Annotated in this window: 19 protein-coding genes; 9 read left to right on the top strand and 10 right to left on the bottom strand. The window is 48.0% G+C overall.

Translation table 11 applies throughout. The annotated features are described in order from the left end of the window. Positions 1-153 precede the first annotated feature (153 nt). Complete coding sequence (locus NT073_RS11010; RefSeq protein WP_297372944.1) at positions 154-2,484, top strand: MMPL family transporter; 2,331 nt, start codon at positions 154-156, stop codon at positions 2,482-2,484. A 64-nt stretch (positions 2,485-2,548) separates the two neighbouring features. On the opposite strand, the gene NT073_RS11005 is transcribed toward NT073_RS11010, so the two are convergent. Then, positions 2,549-2,851, bottom strand: coding sequence for a DUF4286 family protein (locus tag NT073_RS11005; RefSeq protein WP_012925762.1), 303 nt, complete (start codon positions 2,849-2,851; stop codon positions 2,549-2,551). A 135-nt stretch (positions 2,852-2,986) separates the two neighbouring features. Here NT073_RS11005 and NT073_RS11000 point away from each other — a divergent pair, with 135 nt between their 5' ends. After that, the gene (locus NT073_RS11000) at positions 2,987-3,421 is read left to right on the top strand and encodes a cytochrome B (RefSeq protein WP_297372941.1); all 435 of its coding nucleotides are present in this window, start codon (positions 2,987-2,989) and stop codon (positions 3,419-3,421) included. A gap of 296 nt (positions 3,422-3,717) precedes the next feature. Next, positions 3,718-4,263, top strand: a complete 546-nt coding sequence (locus NT073_RS10995; RefSeq protein ID WP_297372939.1) for a C40 family peptidase — start codon at positions 3,718-3,720, stop codon at positions 4,261-4,263. Between the two features lie 53 nt (positions 4,264-4,316). Here NT073_RS10995 and argB read toward each other — a convergent pair whose 3' ends face one another. The 8 genes from argB to NT073_RS10955 form a co-directional block, all read right to left on the bottom strand. Further along, a complete protein-coding gene (argB, locus tag NT073_RS10990; RefSeq protein WP_297372937.1) occupies positions 4,317-5,099 on the bottom strand; it encodes an acetylglutamate kinase in 783 nt (260 codons plus the stop codon). After that, positions 5,092-6,054 carry an N-acetylornithine carbamoyltransferase gene (locus NT073_RS10985; RefSeq protein WP_297372935.1) on the bottom strand — a complete coding sequence of 321 codons (963 nt, stop codon included), beginning with the start codon at positions 6,052-6,054 and terminating at the stop codon, positions 5,092-5,094. The genes argB and NT073_RS10985 overlap by 8 nt, the downstream gene beginning before the upstream one ends. 40 nt (positions 6,055-6,094) lie before the next feature. Next, positions 6,095-7,228, bottom strand: a complete 1,134-nt coding sequence (locus tag NT073_RS10980; RefSeq protein WP_297372933.1) for an aminotransferase class III-fold pyridoxal phosphate-dependent enzyme — start codon at positions 7,226-7,228, stop codon at positions 6,095-6,097. A gap of 154 nt (positions 7,229-7,382) precedes the next feature. Further along, positions 7,383-8,102 carry an alpha/beta hydrolase gene (locus tag NT073_RS10975; RefSeq protein WP_297372931.1) on the bottom strand — a complete coding sequence of 240 codons (720 nt, stop codon included), beginning with the start codon at positions 8,100-8,102 and terminating at the stop codon, positions 7,383-7,385. Between the two features lie 19 nt (positions 8,103-8,121). Further along, a complete protein-coding gene (locus tag NT073_RS10970; protein ID WP_297372929.1) occupies positions 8,122-8,748 on the bottom strand; it encodes a hypothetical protein in 627 nt (208 codons plus the stop codon). A 105-nt stretch (positions 8,749-8,853) separates the two neighbouring features. Then, positions 8,854-9,468, bottom strand: a complete 615-nt coding sequence (locus NT073_RS10965) for a hypothetical protein (protein WP_297372927.1) — start codon at positions 9,466-9,468, stop codon at positions 8,854-8,856. A gap of 421 nt (positions 9,469-9,889) precedes the next feature. Then, on the bottom strand, positions 9,890-11,122 hold the full coding sequence (clpX, locus tag NT073_RS10960; protein ID WP_297372925.1) for an ATP-dependent Clp protease ATP-binding subunit ClpX: 1,233 nt from the start codon (positions 11,120-11,122) through the stop codon (positions 9,890-9,892). A 240-nt stretch (positions 11,123-11,362) separates the two neighbouring features. After that, entirely contained in the window at positions 11,363-11,629 is a 267-nt protein-coding gene (locus NT073_RS10955; RefSeq protein WP_297372924.1) for a helix-turn-helix transcriptional regulator, read from the bottom strand. 259 nt (positions 11,630-11,888) lie between these two features. Here NT073_RS10955 and NT073_RS10950 point away from each other — a divergent pair, with 259 nt between their 5' ends. The 5 genes from NT073_RS10950 (at position 11,889) to NT073_RS10930 (ending at position 16,348) form a co-directional block, all read left to right on the top strand. Then, a complete protein-coding gene (locus NT073_RS10950; RefSeq protein WP_297372922.1) occupies positions 11,889-12,101 on the top strand; it encodes a hypothetical protein in 213 nt (70 codons plus the stop codon). Positions 12,102-12,117: 16 nt separating this feature from the next. After that, positions 12,118-12,339, top strand: coding sequence for a hypothetical protein (locus tag NT073_RS10945; RefSeq protein WP_297372920.1), 222 nt, complete (start codon positions 12,118-12,120; stop codon positions 12,337-12,339). A gap of 78 nt (positions 12,340-12,417) precedes the next feature. After that, positions 12,418-12,882 carry a CPBP family intramembrane glutamic endopeptidase gene (locus tag NT073_RS10940; protein ID WP_297372918.1) on the top strand — a complete coding sequence of 155 codons (465 nt, stop codon included), beginning with the start codon at positions 12,418-12,420 and terminating at the stop codon, positions 12,880-12,882. Between the two features lie 152 nt (positions 12,883-13,034). Then, positions 13,035-14,180: an HlyD family efflux transporter periplasmic adaptor subunit gene (locus tag NT073_RS10935; protein WP_297372916.1), complete on the top strand. Its 1,146-nt coding sequence runs from the start codon at positions 13,035-13,037 to the stop codon at positions 14,178-14,180. Further along, positions 14,177-16,348 (top strand): peptidase domain-containing ABC transporter, encoded by a 2,172-nt coding sequence (locus tag NT073_RS10930; protein ID WP_297372914.1) that lies wholly within the window; start codon positions 14,177-14,179, stop codon positions 16,346-16,348. Before NT073_RS10935 ends, NT073_RS10930 begins: the two co-directional genes overlap by 4 nt. A gap of 81 nt (positions 16,349-16,429) precedes the next feature. Here the strand turns inward: NT073_RS10930 and NT073_RS10925 are convergent, their stop codons facing one another. After that, positions 16,430-17,119: an ATP-dependent Clp protease proteolytic subunit gene (locus NT073_RS10925; protein ID WP_297372912.1), complete on the bottom strand. Its 690-nt coding sequence runs from the start codon at positions 17,117-17,119 to the stop codon at positions 16,430-16,432. Positions 17,120-17,252: 133 nt separating this feature from the next. On the opposite strand from NT073_RS10925, the gene NT073_RS10920 reads away from it, so the two are divergent. Continuing rightward, the gene (locus NT073_RS10920) at positions 17,253-17,678 is read left to right on the top strand and encodes a helix-turn-helix transcriptional regulator (protein WP_297372910.1); all 426 of its coding nucleotides are present in this window, start codon (positions 17,253-17,255) and stop codon (positions 17,676-17,678) included. Positions 17,679-17,693 lie beyond the last annotated feature (15 nt).

Below are 17,693 nucleotides of genomic sequence, written 5' to 3'. Positions count from 1 at the left end.
CAGGTCTGCAATCTACCCGCCAAACGATGGGTTTGTTCGTCGTACGCCACCGTTTTTCCGTACCTTGCAAACTTATTTCGCGTTCATTCAGGTATGATTTGGCACCGTATCGCATCGTTTATCTTAACAAATAGAATCGTCTTATTAGTAGCTGTGCTCCTGGGCACAGTCTTCATGGGGTATCAGGCCAGTAAAGTCAAGTTATCGTACGAACTGGCAAAAATCCTGCCCGTTACCGACCCTGATTACCAGCGTTACGAGGCCTTCAAATCGCGCTTTGGGCAGGATGGCAGTGTAATGGTACTTGCCATTGAGACCGATAGTATGTACCAGCTCGGCTTTTTCAACGACTGGTACGCGCTGGGGCAGAAAATCCGTCGTATTGAAGGCATCAAAGATGTAGTCTCCAACGCAAACTTAGTCGGCGTTACCCGCGACGATTCGGCGCACACCTTCCGCGTTCGCCCGCTTATTTCGGGGCCACTCAACTCACAAGCGGGCCTCGACAGCCTGAAATTGCGCATTGCCGCCCTCCCCTTTTACCGGGGCTTGGTAACCGACAGCAGCGGGCGGGCGCACCTGATGGCGATTACCTTCGACCAGAAAGTTGTCAATACCAAGAACCGCATTTCGCTCGTCAGACGGGTCGAAGCTGTTGCGGATTCGTTTGGTCGGCAGCACCAGCTGGTTAGTTCAATGGCTTCCCCTTCCGACGGCACAGTACACATGTCTGGGATGCCCTATATACGCACTGAATTTACAGCTAAGGTCAGTAAAGAGATGTTTCTCTTTCTGGGACTGGCGTTTCTGGTTACGGCCCTGATTCTCTTTTATTTTTTCCGTTCATTCACGGTCGTATTGGCAGCGCTGGCAGTGGTGGGCGTGGGAGTAATCTGGGCGACGGGTTACATTGTTCTGCTGGGCTACGACATCACCTTGCTGACGGGCCTGATTCCTCCCCTGATTATCGTTATTGGTGTTCCCAACGTCATTTTTCTGCTTAACCGATACCATGAGGAGCTGAACCGGCACCGGAGCCAGCATGATGCCCTGATGATCGCGACCGAGAAAGTGGGCGAAACGACCTTCTTTGCCAACATCACCACAAGCATCGGCTTCTTTGTCTTCTACTTCACCGGCAGCCCCCTTCTGGTTCAGTTTGGTCTGGTATCGGCCTTCGGGATCATGACGACTTATGTCGTATCGCTCATCCTGACGCCCATTATTTTCAGTTACTTGAAACAGCCATCGACTAAGCAGCGTGGCCATCTGGAACGCAGGCAGGTAAGCGGTTTTCTGACCTGGGTAGACCAGTTGGTACGCACCCGCCGAACGGCCATCTATACGTTTATCGGTATCTTGACGGCCATTTCCATTGTAGGGGCGCTACAGATAAACCCCATTGGTTTTATTGTCGATGATCTGCCAAAAAATGATCCGATTTATACCGATCTAAAGTTCATTGAGAGTCGGTTTAAGGGCGTAATGCCCTTTGAAGTTAGCATTGATACCAAACGCGCGGGGCGGGTGCTTACGCCCCAGACGTTAACCAAGATAAAGCTGCTTGAGCGTGAATTCAATAAATACGGCGAGTTCACCCGCCCCCTTTCGTTGGTCGAAGCGGTCAAGTTTCTATATCAGGCTTACCGTGGTGGCGACCCAAAATATTATGCACTCCCCGGTGCGCTCGAACTGAATCAGCTGGCCAGTTACGCTCCCCAGTTGAAGGGAGCAAAAAACGCGGGCGGAGGGCTTGCGTTCAAAGCCTATCTCGACAGTACATATCGGTACACCCGTGTGAGCTTCCAGATGCCCGATGTGGGCACCGTGCGAACCACTCAATTGCTCAGGGAATTGCAGCCCAAAGCCGACTCTATTTTCAACATAGATCGGGCAACGGGCAAGCGCGTAGCCGCCAACGAGGAGTACGACGTACATATTACCGGCAACAGTGTGGTCTTCACCCGTGGTAACGACTACCTGCTGAGAAACTTGGCAGAAAGCACTGTGCTGGCTATTTTGCTCGTTTCCGTAATTCTGATCATCCTCCTGCGCGATGTACGTCTAAGCCTGATTGCTATTCTGCCCAGCGTCGTACCGTTGATCGTTACGGCTGGTATCATGGGATTCTGCGGCATTCACCTGAAGCCTTCAACTATTCTTATCTTCAGTATTGCTTTCGGTATATCGTCAGACGGCACGATCTACTTTATTACGAAGTACCGGGATGAGTTACGAAACCAGAAAATGACGCTGGATCGTGCCGTTTCGGAAACGATTCGCTACACGGGCATCAGTATGTTCTACACCGCCATGATTCTGTTTGCGGGTTTTGCCATCTTTGCCGCGTCCACCTTTCAAGGCACCGTAGCATTGGGCATTCTGGTATCTATCACCCTGCTTATGGGCATGGCCTCCAACCTGATTCTCCTCCCCGCCTTCCTCCTGACCGTCGACAAACGAAGAAAGAGAAAAGATGTATAATGTAGGATGTATGATTTAGACTGTATAAACGGTGGACTAGCTACATCCTATATCCCACATCTTTCTAAGCTTCTTCAAGAAGCGTATCGAACGAGATGAACTGATTGCCAAAGCGGTGTTTTATACGTTGGCGAAGCGTATCGGCATGCGATTCGAGGTAAGCCTCGTAATCGGTTCGGGTGTTGAAGTCCAGCTGAATGGAAAAAGTTACCCCCCCGTTATCGAGTTCGGTAAGTAGCCGGAGCGTTCGGTAACCAGTGGGTAACTCGGTTGCCATGGCGGCTGGCAGAAAGAAGCGCTTCATCCAGCGCAGCCAATCTTCGGCAACTTCTTCAGCAACACTATAGGTCGTATTATAGAGTATCATAGTAACCCAACAACCGATTTATCAGGCAAATTGGTTTTAGCATTAATAGAAACCCTTAACCGGCTTCCGTTAAAAGTCCTGATTTGGTTGTTTATTTGCCAGGAAAATCAATTTACCCGTAAAATCAACCTAGTTATGTATTCTGGATTAGTACATGCCCACTCGGGGCTTCGCTGGATAGCTCTTCTTCTGCTTTTGGTGGCCGTTATTGTTGCCATTGGCAAATGGCAGGGACGTAGTGGCTACACAGATGGCAATCGTAAGCTCTATCTGTTTACCCTTATTGCCGTACATACCCAATTGCTGCTGGGTCTTGTTCTCTTGTTCATCAGTCCGAAAGTAAACTTCAGTATGTTGAGCGAAAAGCTGTATCGTTTTTATAGTGTCGAGCACACCGCCGGGATGCTCATTGCCATTATACTGGTTACTATTGGTTATTCCCGTTCGAAACGGGCAACCGATGCCGTTACCAAACAACGACTGATCAGCATTTTCTACGGAATAGGCTTACTACTCATTCTGGTGTCTATCCCCTGGCCATTCCGTATTGTTGGAGCTGGCTGGTTCTGAGCCGAATCAATTGTTGTACGTTTCAAAAGCGGTTTAGCATTTACAGCCCTCAACCGGGTTACAAATGCTAAACCGCTTTTTTCATATGTAAAAAACACCCTACTCCCTACTATGAACATAGATTAAAATAAATTTTACATATTTTTCATATGCTGCAAATATCTTACTATCAGTGACTTTCAGGGTTTGGCATAGTCTATTAAATAAAGAGTGTAGAAAACCCTCCTCAACGGGTAGGTAGAATGTAGAGCTTTTGCTACTTTTATGACATGTGATTGCAATTCAACCTCAACATTATGACGAAAAAAGTACTTCTCGCAGTAGTTTATTTTGCTTCGTTTGGCATCCTTAAAGCACAAACCGTACCCACTGTAACTCAAGATCTTACCGACGTACCCACCGTAACATCTGCTGAAGAAAGCTTTTACAATCAGATCCCTCTCGTTAAAAATGTAATTAGTTTCGCCAAAGACCACCTCTCCATCCGCTATCGTTCAGGCGGTACAACGACAAGAGGGTTTGACTGTTCGGGATTCACCCGCTTTTGTTACAATAAATTTGGCATTTCGCTTCCCCATTCCAGTGCTGCCCAAGGTAACGTAGGTAAGCCTGTTGACAAAGAATCTGCCCAACCCGGCGATTTAATTCTCTTCAAAGGACATAGTGCATCCGGCAAACGCATTGGTCATGTTGGCCTGATCACCGAAGTAGTAGGTGACCGCATCAAATTCATTCACTCTGCCTGGAATGGTGGAGTCCGTTACGATTATTTACATGCCGGGTACTACCAGCGCCGTTTTATGGGTATTCGACGGGTTGTTCACCTTTTAGCTGAAAAATAAAGCAGCCCGAAAGCTGCTTTTACCATACCAATAAACAAGCGGCTGATGCCGCTTTATTTTTTCAGGGTTGTCCCAGCGCCCTGTTTCACCGCTTCGGCTACTTCGTCTGCATGACAGATAATCACTCTGGATACACCGTTCTCCAAGGCTTTAAAGGCGTTATCCAACTTCGGGATCATCCCTTTATTAATGGCACCAGCCGCCTTATAATCGGCATAAAGCGCCGGGGTTAGCTCATTGATCACACTGTTATCGTCTGTGGGGTCTTTCAGCACGCCTTTCTTCTCGAAACAGTAAATCAGCGTTACCTCGTTGTGATGGGCCATATCAACAGCAATAGCGGAGGCCATCGTATCGGCATTAGTGTTCAGCAGATCGCCCCCCCTACTGTATGTAATAGGCGCAAAAACGGGCGTCAGGCTCTGGCGCAGGAAGAATTGAATCTGTCCCGAGTCAACTTCCTCAATATCACCGACCATGCCGTAATCGATATCTTTCACGGGTCGTTTTCTAGCTAGCACGGTTCCGGCATCGGCGCCCGTCATCCCGATCGCATTCACCTCCAGTGACTGAAGCTGCGCAACGATCTGTTTATTGACCAGTCCACCGTAAACCATCGTCACTACCTCCAGCATGGGCTGATCTGTGATACGACGTCCCTCAACCATGGTCGTTGAAATACCCAGTTTTTCGGCAACCTGCGTAGCTACTTTTCCCCCGCCGTGCACCAACAGTCTGGCTGTTGATAAACCGGCGAAGGCCGTAAGAAAACGCTTGAGCGCGGCTGAGTCATCAATGACGTTCCCGCCAATCTTAATAACGGTAAGTTTATCCATTATGCTTCAGAATTTCTTTTAACACGGCCTGAGCCGACCACTCCCGGTTGGCAGCTTGTTCAATAACCAGCGATTGAGGACTATCCAGTACCGCATCGGCCACTTTCAGATTCCGGCGTACCGGAAGGCAGTGCATAAACTTACCATTATTCGTTACCTGTAAATCGTCCATTGTTACCGCCCAGGATGGGTCCTGCGTGAGAACTTGCCCGTACTGCATGTACGACGACCAGTTTTTCCCATAAATAAAGTCAGCTCCGGCAAAGGCTTCGGCCTGATTATGGGTTACGTAGGTATCGCCCACAAATTCGGGGGCCAGTTCGTACCCTTTGGGATGCGTTACGATAAACTCGATATGACCGGCTTTCGCCCGGGCGTTCATCCACTCGCAGAAAGAGTTGGCAACGGCCTGCGGCAAGGGTTTGAAGTGAGGCAGCCATGTAAGTACTACCTTTGGCCGGGCCACTGTTTTCGCTTCCTCGATGGTGATACAATCGGCCAGCGACTGAAGGGGGTGGCGGGTAGCCGATTCCAGATTTACGATAGGTACTCTGGCATATTTCGCGAACTGGTGCATCACCTGTTCACGGTAGTCTTTTTCCCGATCTTTCAGTTCCGCAAAGGCCCGAATACCAATGATGTTGCAGTAGCGGCCCATTACGGCGGCTGCTTCCCGAACGTGTTCGGCTTTGTCACCATTCATGAGCACGCCCTCTTCCATTTCCAGTCCCCAGCTATCCTGCCCGACGTTCATCATCATCACGTTCATACCAAGGTTCTGGGCCGCTTTCTGCGTACTTAATCTCGTACGCAAACTGGAATTAAAGAAGATCAGGCCAATCGTTTTGTTTTTACCAAGATGCTGGTCGGCAAATGGATTGGCTTTGGCAGCAAGACCAGACTGAATAAGAGCGTCGATATCCGTGACGTCAGCAAGGGAGAGAAAATTGGTCATTGGTACTCGTTAGGCAATTGATCGTTTCCTTCGATTTAAACTAAACTGTCTGTTTCGTTTCCAGAGCCAGCGCTTCCAGAAACTGGTCGGCTTCATCGACGCCAATAGCCAGCGATGGCAGCAGTCGGATAATTGTTTTACCCGCTACGCCCGTAAACTGTTTGTGGTCAAATAGCAGTGTTTTGCGCAGTGTATCGACCGGATAGTCATACTCGATCCCAATCATCAACCCACGGCCCCGCAGTTCTTTGTAGCCGCCAATCTGCCGAATGCCATCCATGAGGTAATTGCCCATCCGGGTGGCATTTTCCATCAGACCCTCGTCTTTCATAATGTCCAGTACGGCAATGGCGGCCGTACTGGCCAGGTGGTTGCCGCCAAAGGTTGTTCCGAGCAAGCCGTAACTCGCCTTAAATTTGGGCGAGATGAGGATACCGCCAATCGGGAACCCGTTACCCATGCCTTTCGCCATCGAGATTATATCGGCTTCGATACCGCTGAACTGGTGCGAGAAGAATTTTCCCGACCGTCCATATCCGCATTGAACACCGTCCAAGATGAGCACGGTACCCGTTTCGTCGCACCGCTGGCGGAGGGCCTGAAGAAATTCATCAGTAGCTACCTGTATGCCTCCAACGCCCTGAATACCTTCAATGATTACGGCGCAGGTATCCGTTGTAATGCCCGTTCGGGCGGCTTCTACGTCATTATAAGGCAGAAACGTAACGTGCTGGTTATAATTTATGGGAGCTACAATAGCCGGATTATCGGTAGCGGCTACGGCTCCGGCCGTACGGCCATGAAACGATTTGGAAAAAGCTACCACCTGCGTCCGACCGTTATGAAATGAGGCCAGTTTCAGCGCATTTTCATTGGCTTCCGCACCCGAGTTGCAAAGGAACAGTGCATAGTCCGGATGATCGGAAAGCGCGCCCAGTTTATCAGCCAGCTCCTGTTGCAGCGGAATTTTGACCGAATTGGAGTAAAACGAAATTTTATTCAGCTGGTCTGTCAATGCCTGTACATAGCGCGGGTGCGTATGACCAACGGATATGACTGCATGACCACCGTAGAGGTCGAGATAACGGGTGCCGTGGGTATCCCAAAGGTAGCTCCCCTGCGCTTTAACGGGCTCGATGTCGTATAGCGGATAAACATTAAACAGTTCTGCCATTCTCTTGACGATATAAACTGATCGGGCAACTTAGGCTGTCCCTTACGTTCCTATAAATGAGGTGCAAGTTTACGGATAATCGACTTAAAAAGGGCTTAAAACATGAAAAGGAAGCCAAATCGGCTGCCCTTCGTAAACTCACTAACGCCTTATCTTAGAATTGGCTACCAAAATCCCGAAGAACAGCCGTCGATTGAGTGGGTTGTTCAACCATACTCAGGTGTCCGGCCTGCTCAATTGTAACAACCCTTATGTGTGCAGATAGACTGGCTAGCTGGGCTGTTTTTTCAGATGGTATAAGCTGGTCTTCCCGGCCCAGAACGAGCAAAACGGGGAATTTGGCATTCCGCAAAACATCCGTCCGGTCGGGTCGGCCGGCAATGGCCTTCATACCGGAAATGAGCGCTTCGGCCGGCAGATTTCTGAAACGCTCCTCCAATGCTTCTATCCGTTCGGGCGCATAGGATGGGGCCACCATTTTGGGCATTTGCTTATGAATAAATGGCAGAGTTCCTGCTGTCTTTAATTCCTGAATCACCTGTTGACGGGCCGCTCGTTTGGCGTCGTCATCGGCGGTAGCAGTTGAATGATAAAGAATTAAACCCTGTATACGATCCGGGTACTTTTCGGCAAAAGCAAGAGCCATATAGCCGCCCATTGAGTGACCTGCCAGAATAACTTTCTGGTCATCAGCCAACGCCAGCCGATTGTACAGCTCATCAGCATAGTTCTCAATCGTGGTGAGATGAGTAAGCTGCGAAAAGTCAGGGGTTAAAACCTGATGCTCCAAAGCCAAATCGGCGTAGATGCCCTCCCAAATGGAAGCATCTACGCCGTGGCCATGGATGAGACAAAGTAAGGTGGATTGGCTCATTCCAGTTGATAAGAACTACTTATGAATTGATGACGCCCAGCAAAACCAGCACCAGACCAACCACAAAACCGATACCGCCGATCACACCAAGTACGCTGCCACCGCCCAAGATGAGCAACAGCAAGCCGACAATACCAATAATGATACCCAGTCGTACGTTGCTGTTCATCGCTTTTGTTTGGTCGGGCGCAACATGATTTTTGATCTTTTTGTCCATTTTCTTGAGCATAGTGCGCTCCATCAGGGACATCTTTTTAGTCGAAGCCATCTTCGTGGCGACGGTTGCTTTTGTCGTAGTCGTTGCCAACATCTCGTTTAACCGCTCCATACGCTTTGCCAGCTTTTTATTCGAGGCCAGTTTATTATCATTCCGAACGTAAGCGTCGACCTGCTTTACGGCCTCTTTGGTTTGTGCAAGTTGCTCATCAGTCGATGTAGCGGGAGCTGCTATAGAAACGCCTACGGGCGATACCTCGGCTACTGGCTGAGCACCGTCAACGGGTGTAGAGGCCACAGCTACTTCGGGTTGGGCTGACTTGAAACTTTCACGGGCACTTGGTTGGAAATAAGCCACCGGGCGGCTGCAGGATGATAAAATAGCTGTACCTAAAAGAGCAGCAAAAAGATGCTTAGACAACGTGTTCATAACGTATGGTTTAAAAATGAATGATTGAAATAACATTCCTAACAACTTCAACTGTGATCGTTTGTTAAGAGATTGATAAAAATTTTGGCTGTTGCTGCGGGGCAGTTACAATAACCCAATCAGCAAAATCACCGCGCCGACCAGAACCGCCACCAGACCAATTGTCGATGCCGTACCCGAGGTTAGCACCAGCAGCAGCAACCCGATAATAACCAGCACAGCACCCGCAGCTAGTGTACCCCGGCTCGACATGGTTTGGTCAGGATTAGCTGGGGCCAGTTGTTTGCTGATTTTTTTGTTCATCTTCTTGAGCATCATCCGCTCCATCAGATTCATTTTTTTCGGCGCACTAGCGACTTCTGGAGTGGCCGTTGCTTTTGCCGACGTAGAAGCCAACAATGTGCGAACCCGGTTTAGACGTTTCTGAACCGTTTTGTCAGCACTTAATTTGCTATCGTTCCGCACCAGCGCATCCACCTGATCGATTGCGGTGTTAGTTTGAGCAACCTGTTCGGCGGGTGTCGTTACAGCAAGGGGAACCGTTGCCTCAACAGGTGCAGACGTTTCTTTTTTTGAAGAGACTACGGGTGTAGCAGTTGATGAAGCTGTTGTGTAGTGCTCACGGGCGCTTGGCTGAAAATAGGCTACGGGACGGCTACAGGATGAAAAAATAGCGGTGCCTAAAAGCGCAGTGAAAAGGTATTTGGAAAACATACGCATAGTGTATGATTTAAAAGTGAACGTTTGAGTTATCACCCTGATGAACTAGAACGCTATTCATTTGTTAGCGTACAGAATAAAAAAATGATTTTGTATAGCAGATTAAAAACAACATGACTATATGCACTTATTCCAAAGGTTAACCATGACAAGAATTAACCAAATTTCCCCGATCTCTAAAGTCAATACCCTTTACACGCCAAACGAGCAAGTAACAATCTGAATATAAACACAATAATCAACTAGCCTTCCTCTTCAGAATGAAGTAATTCCAAAAACATTCAACCCCTAATTGATATTATTTTTATTCTATATATTTAATAGATCAATAAAACTGAGTGTAAAAAATATTTTCTTAAACGAAAGGGCCCGCCTTCAAAAATGAAGGCGGGCCCTTTCGTTTAAGAAAATATTATCCAAATTAGGCTACGGATCGAAGTTGATAGGTGCTGGATTTGCCGAACTTTTCACGCGCATATTCCAGACTAACGGTTAGCTCTTTCACACCCGTTTGAGAAGGCATCTCAAACATTGCATCTGTAATGATGGATTCACAGATTGAGCGTAAACCGCGGGCCCCAAGGCCGTACTGCAATGCCTGATCGACAATATAATTCAGCGCACTGGCGTCCCAGTGCAGGGTAATACCCTCCATCTGGAATAGTTTGTTGTATTGTTTGGTAATGGCGTTTTTGGGTTCCGTCAAAATCTGCATCAGCGCGTCTCGATCAAGCGGTTCGAGGTGAGTCAATACCGGTAAGCGGCCAATAAGCTCCGGAATCAAACCAAAGGATTTCAAATCGAGGGCGGAGATATACCGCATCAAATGCCCCCGCTCAAACGTATCATTCAACCGACGGTCTCCGGAGAAGCCAATGGGCCGGGTGTTTATCCGCTTGGTAATATGTCGCTCGATACCGTCAAAAGCGCCCCCACAAATGAACAGGATATTCTCAGTATTGAGCGCTATCAGGCGCTGATCGGGGTGTTTGCGTCCGCCCTGAGGGGGCACGTTTACAACCGAGCCTTCGAGCAGTTTCAGCAATGCTTGTTGAACGCCTTCGCCACTCACATCGCGGGTGATGCTGGGGTTGTCTGACTTACGGGCTATTTTATCGATCTCATCAATGTACACAATACCTCGTTCGGCCGCTTCGACATTATAATCGGCGGCCTGCAACAGGCGCGTCAGAATCGTTTCCACATCTTCGCCTACGTATCCGGCTTCGGTAATTACGGTGGCATCGGCAATGCAGAAAGGGACTTCCAGAATTTTAGCGATGGATCGGGCCAGATAGGTTTTACCCGTACCGGTTTCGCCCACCATGATGATATTCGATTTTTCGATCGTCACATCATCATTGGTTTTGGGCTGCATCAAGCGCTTGTAATGATTGTAAACCGCCACCGTAATCGACTTTTTCGCTTCATCCTGACCAATAACGTACTGGTCGAGGTGCCGCTTCATATCAATCGGCTTTATCAGGTTGATATTTAACTCCGTGGGTTCGCTCTTTTTGGGGCGCATTTCTTCAAGCACCACCTGATGTCCCTGCTCAATACAGTAGTTACAGATGTGTGCATCGATGCCCGAAAGGAGCATCATTACTTCGTTTTTGCGTCGTCCACAGAACGAGCAACTAATTTGTGGCATGAACGGTTGCAGAGTAAAATGGCTGGGGGTTTATCAGATAATAAGATTATAGCTATCTGCTATCCAGGTTTCTTTTTAACAGTATACGAAAAGACTTTGTTAGGCTAATTTCGATAAAAAAAATGACTCAGGCGAGCCTGAGCCTAACACAAGTGTGTAAAGTTAACTACAGATTTATCAAGTGGCAAGTAATGATATGGCAACGGGAAACCCCAAGCGGTTTACTTCACTGGCATTCCCTTACGACTGCTCATGGCTAAGTTTCATGAAAGCCTCACGTGTTACCACCAATTGAAGCAGCTGCGTGGAGTCGTACGTCAGCATTTCCTCTACAGTAATACCATACAAACGGGTGACTGCTTCCAACTGATCAGCATCAAGCTTTGATTTTCCAGACTCTAACCGATGATAGGTAGCCTGTGCTACGTTTAATGAATAAGCTACAGCTGCCTGTGAGTAGCCGAAGAGCTCCCGTAAGCGCCGGAGTTTTATGTGATTGAAGGGCATAAAGGTTGACTGTGTGTATATCTAGAGCTACTAAGTAACGAAAAATTTTCCTTAGGATACATGTGATTTTGAAAATTCTTTATTGTACCTTATTCAAATTTGAATAAAGTTATTCAGAATTGAATTAACTGATTCATTTTTGAATAGGATGCCCTACTTCGGCTTATCAATTTTGCCTCAACCAATCACAGAGAGGCACGCCGGTCCGGGCGGTGATGACCAGATGAGCGATTGGGAGATCTTAAACCATTTCTTTATCATGAATACGTTACAACTTAGCGCAGGTGGCTTTGACGAAATGACTTTTGATGAAGCCCTTCTGTTTAATGGCGGAACTAGCCAGCCTAATCCCTTTCTTGAGGGTATTAAAGAAGGGGTTAAAGAGTACCTAAAAGATTTCACATACGGTTTTATTGGAGGCTTTCTAAATGGCCTTTTTAACCAACCAAATGATTGTTGTCATAAGAAATAATTAAATCAATAATGTAATGAAACCTATGGAAACTTATTCAACTTCCTTATTTAATAACGAATTTGCAGAGTTAGAAATTAATGATTTGTACTTGGTAAATGGCGGTCAAGACGTAAAATGTCAGGGCTGCCAAGTTGGTTATATAGTTGGTCAATTTTTCCACTCAATATTCACACATTGGGGAGAGGGGGCACACTTATATGACCAGTATCGCAGAGAAACTGGATTTGGTAAATAAATTTCTCAAATAATGGCAAGTTGATAAAAGCTTGCCATTATTTCACACAAACTCATCGACGCCATTTTCAGGAAAATTATGAGACTAAATCCTAAGAAGAATGCCATAATCAAATCAATGATTTATTATGGTGGCATTGCCATGTTAATTCATTACATTCTAGCCAAAATATTTTTTGATATTTTTCATCCGAACGTAAAAGTTAGCTATCACTCTTTTGATACTATTAGTGAAGAAGCCTATGAAACTCTATTTTGGGCACCAATAATAGAAACTCTACTTTTCCAATATGCAATAATTGAACTAATATCAAGTATAAGTAATAATCGAATACTTGTAGGTTTATTATCTGCTTTTTCCTTTGGGGTGTGGCATTTATTTGATATAAATTATTTTCTATTTGCATTTGGAATAGGCCTATATTTTTCACACGTTTATTTAGCAACAAAAAACCAGTTTAATGTATCAGTAGCCAACACAACTATCATTTTTATTCATTTCATTCTAAATCTAAGAATTTTCACTTTAAACCATATTTTTTAACATTAAGAAATGCACAAACCTATTATGGCTATTTTAAGAGGGTTAATCTGTTTATTTCTGGCGACTAAATGCTTCAAATGGGGATTTAATTATGCTACTGAGAGACTTACCAAATCCTCTTCTTCAATAAATAGTCATTCCCGTTAGAGGTTATGGACACCCTGACCTATCTCCCTACCATCTCCACCCGCTCGCAACTCATTTACACGACTATTCTATTGTCGGTACTGGGTGCGGTGGCGGCATTGCCGTTTATCTATGTTGATGTATCGGTGCGGGCGGGTGGACTGGTACGGCCCGTGGCCGAACGCTCAGAGGTGAAAGCCCAAATGAGCGGGAATGTGGCTGTTTTGTATGTGCACGAAGGGCAAACCGTTAAAGCCGGACAACCGTTGCTGCGGCTACAGAGCGACATGCTCGACACCAAACTTCACCTGCTGACCCTGCAACAAGGCGAAAAGCTGGCCTACATTCACGATCTGGAAAAATTAACCAGCCTATCCCAGGAGTACCTTACGACAACGCCGGATGCGGCTACGGAACAGGGGCTTAACTCTCCTCTTTATCGACAACAGTACGAACAGCTTCGGTTTCTGAACCGGGAAAACCAGCAAACGAAGGCCAAACGACAGCGGGAACTGGAAATCAGCCAGAAACTTCTGGACGATAAGGTTATTGCCCGCAATGAACATGAAGACAAAGAATTTACCTGGCAATCGGCCGTGGCGCAGCACCAGACCCAGGTCGAACGGCAACGGGTCGAGTGGCAGCAGGCACTGGCCCAGTACCGGCTTACTCTTACAGAATTAAAGGCTCAGGAACGGCAACTTCGGCAGGAACAGGCGCTATATACCCTTAAAGCCCCCGTTGGCGGCACCGTCAGTCAATTGACAGGACGTTATGCAGGAAGCGTTGTACAGGCTGGCGAGGTGTTGGGGATTGTCTCACCCGACTCTACGCTGATTGTCGAATGCTACGTACCGCCCAAAGACATTGGTTTACTGCGGGCAGAGCAATCGACCCGCTTTCAGGTCGAAGCGTTCGACTACAACCAGTGGGGAATGGTAGACGGGAAGGTAATTGACGTAGCCAATGATTTTTCGCTGCTCGACAAGCAACAACCGGCGTTTAAAGTACGCTGTCAACTCAACCAATCCTTTCTGCAATTGCCCAACGGTTACCGGGGTCAACTCAAAAAAGGGATGACTGTGCAGGCTCGTTTCACCGTAACCCGGCGGTCGCTTTTTCAACTACTTTACGACAAAGCCGACGACTGGCTAAACCCTACACGGGTATGAAACGTATTCAGATCAAACAACGCGACATTACCGATTGTGGGGCGGCCTGCCTGGCATCAATCGCTGCTCATTACCGGCTACTGATGCCCGTGGCCCGTATCCGGCAGCTAGCCAGTACCGATCAAAAAGGCACCAACGTACTTGGATTGATTGAAGCAGCTAAACAAATGGGGTTTCAGGCCAAAGGGGTAAAAGCCGGCACGAATGCCGACCCGCTCGAAAGCCTGACCAAAATACCATTACCAGCCATTGCGCATGTTATTGTACGTGGCACCTTACACCACTACGTCGTCATTTACCGCGTTACCCGTAACTATGTCGAGGTAATGGACCCCGGCGATGGCCGGATGCACCGTAAACCCCTGGCTACCTTTAAAGCCGAATGGACGGGGGTACTGGTGCTCCTGCTACCCGACGACGGCTTTCAGCAGGTAAATCAGAGAACCTCCGTTACGCAACGATTCTGGCAACTGGTACGTCCTCATCGGGCTATTTTGATTCAGGCCCTGGTGGGTGCCGTTGTCTATACCCTTCTGGGCCTGACTACGTCGATTTACGTACAGAAAATTATTGACAACGTACTACCCGATGCCAACCAGAACCTGTTGAACCTGCTCAGTGTCGTGATGGTCGTCGCACTGCTGCTGCAACTATTCATTGGCACCACCAAAAGCCTGTTTAACCTCAAAACCGGCCAGCGCATGGACGCAGCCCTGATTTTGGGATACTACAAGCACCTGCTGAAACTTCCGCAGTCGTTTTTTGACACGATGCGCGTGGGCGAAATCATCTCCCGTATTAACGACGCCGTCAAGATTCGGGCGTTCATCAACGATACGGCGCTGGGTCTGATTGTCAACGTCCTGATCATCCTGTTTTCGTTTGGGCTGATGTTCACCTATTACTGGAAACTGGCGCTGGTAATGTTGCTGGTGGTGCCCTTATATGTCGGGCTTTACTGGCTGGCCAACCGCATCAACCGCCGGTATCAACGCCAGTTAATGGAAAATGCAGCCGATCTTGAAACCCAACTGGTCGAATCGCTCAACGCCGTAAGCACTATCAAACGGTTTGGGCTGGAGGAGTTTGCCGGTGACAAAACAGAAACCCGCTTTGTACAGGTTCTGCAAACGATCTTTGCGTCGGGCCAGCGTAGTATTTACCTCGGCTCGGCATCTGAACTGGTAACCCGCTTATTTACGATTATTTTGCTTTGGGTTGGTGGCTATTTCGTGCTTCAACGCCAGATAACGCCCGGCGAATTGTTATCATTCTATGCCCTTATTGGGTATTTTACCGGCCCGGCTTCCAGCCTGATTGGCGCAAACCGTACCATTCAGGACGCACTCATTGCCGCCGACCGACTGTTCGAAATCATGGATTTGGACCGGGAAGCGACCGAAAACAAAGTTCTACTCCGGCCAGATATGGTTGGCGATATCCAGTTCAGGAACGTAGCGTTTCGGTACGGCACCCGGACCACTGTTTTTGACGACCTCACACTAACTATACCCGTCGGCAAAATTACCGCTGTGGTGGGTGAGAGCGGTTCGGGGAAGTCAACCTTACTGTCTCTACTACAGGGTTTATATCCGTTACAGAAAGGGAGCATATACCTAGGCGCATACGACATACAACATATTGACCTCAACAGTCTGCGCCGGATCGTAAGCGTTGTCCCACAAAAACTTGATTTATTTGCGGGTAATGTCATTGACAATATTGCCGTTGGTGAAGCCCTGCCCGATATACAGCGTATTGTGGACCTTTGTGCTCAAGTAGGCATTACCGACTTCATCGAGAAATTACCGAACGGTTTCCACACCTACCTCGGCGAAAACGGAGCTATGCTCTCCGGTGGCCAAAAGCAACGGCTCGCCATCGCCCGCGCTTTATATCGAAATCCGGAAGTTTTGATTCTGGATGAAGCCACATCAGCCCTCGATTCGGGCTCCGAGCAGTACGTACAGCGCACCATTCAGCGGTTACGGGAGGCCGGGAAAACCATTATCCTGATTGCCCACCGACTCAGTACCGTTCGTACAGCTGATAAAATTGTTGTGCTCAGAAATGGAGCCGTTATAGAAGAAGGCGTACATTCCGAGTTATTAACTAACGGACAGGTGTACAGTCATTTCTGGCAACAACAAACAGAAGTGATAAACTAAAAAAGCTATCGTTCGCAGCGGCCACAGATAGTATCCGGTAACCACATACAAACGATAGCTTCTTAAACGATAGGGCCGGAATTACTTCTCCCGGCGCAGAACCTCATCAATCAGGCCGTATTCTTTAGCCTCTTCAGCCCGCATCCATTTGTCGCGGTCCGAATCTTTCTCGATCTCCTCAACACTTTTGCCGGAGTGGTGCGCCAGAATTTCATATAATTCAACACGCAGCTTCACGATTTCCCGAGCAGTGATTTCAATATCGACCGACTGTCCCTGCGCACCGCCCGATGGCTGGTGAATCATGACACGGGCATGTGGCAACGCCGAACGCTTGCCAGCGGCACCACCAGCCAGCAATACAGCACCCATCGACGCAGCCAGGCTGGTGCAAACGGTAGCCACATCCGGCCGCACATACTGCATGGTGTCGTAGATACCTAAACCGGCGTAGACAGAACCACCAGGGCTGTTCAGGTACATCAGGATATCCTTTTTAGGATCAGCCGACTCCAGGAAGAGCAGCTGGGCCACAATGATGTTAGCGATGTTGTCGTCAACGGGCAGACCCATAAAAATAATGCGGTCGGCCATAAGGCGCGAGAACACGTCTACTTCGCGGAAGTTCATGGGGCGCTCTTCAATGACCGAACGGGTCATGTTTTCAACGCTATGATTCTGGACAGTGTGCTTCACGTAACCGTCCACCGTCAGGCCGTTAAGACCCATGTGATGCACGGCGAAATTGCGGAATTCTTTTTCGTAATTCATAATTGGGTTTACTTCTTGATTTGAAAACCAAGAACGCTTGGTGTAAGTTCGAGAATTGTTTCGTTACAAAATTGCGTTATCATCACGAAAAACACTGTCAGTTTTGGTTTAGATTTTATCGTTGTTACTTGATATGAGCACTATCTCCAATCGTGGCCCGGCCGAAAAAATACGCCTACAACGGCTACAGCGCGGTTTATCGCAGGAAAACATGGCCGATTTACTCAATCTGTCCACAACGGCCTACGGCGATATTGAACGCGGCAAAACTGACCTGACCCTCTCCCGGCTGACCCAAATAGCGAACGTTTTGGCTATTTCGCCCCTCGCCCTGCTCACCGACGACGTTGTTTCTGCGCAGGTTGTGGAGGAAAAATCCGAGGAACTGGTCAGTCATGAACTGGAAACACTTCGACTGGTAGTCGAAAAACAACAGCTGGAACTGGACAAGCTCCGGCTGGAAGCCGACTACTGGAAACGCAAATACGACGACCGGATCGCCATGGAAGTTCTTCGCTCAATGGGCGTTGAGCAGAAGCGTGAGCGGATTGGGTTTTGATATTTTTTCCCTTTA

Source organism: Spirosoma sp. (assembly GCF_026391055.1).
Lineage (GTDB): Bacteria > Bacteroidota > Bacteroidia > Cytophagales > Spirosomataceae > Spirosoma.
The sequence above is the reverse complement of the archived record's forward strand: the minus strand, read 5'-3'. Positions and strand labels throughout refer to the sequence as shown.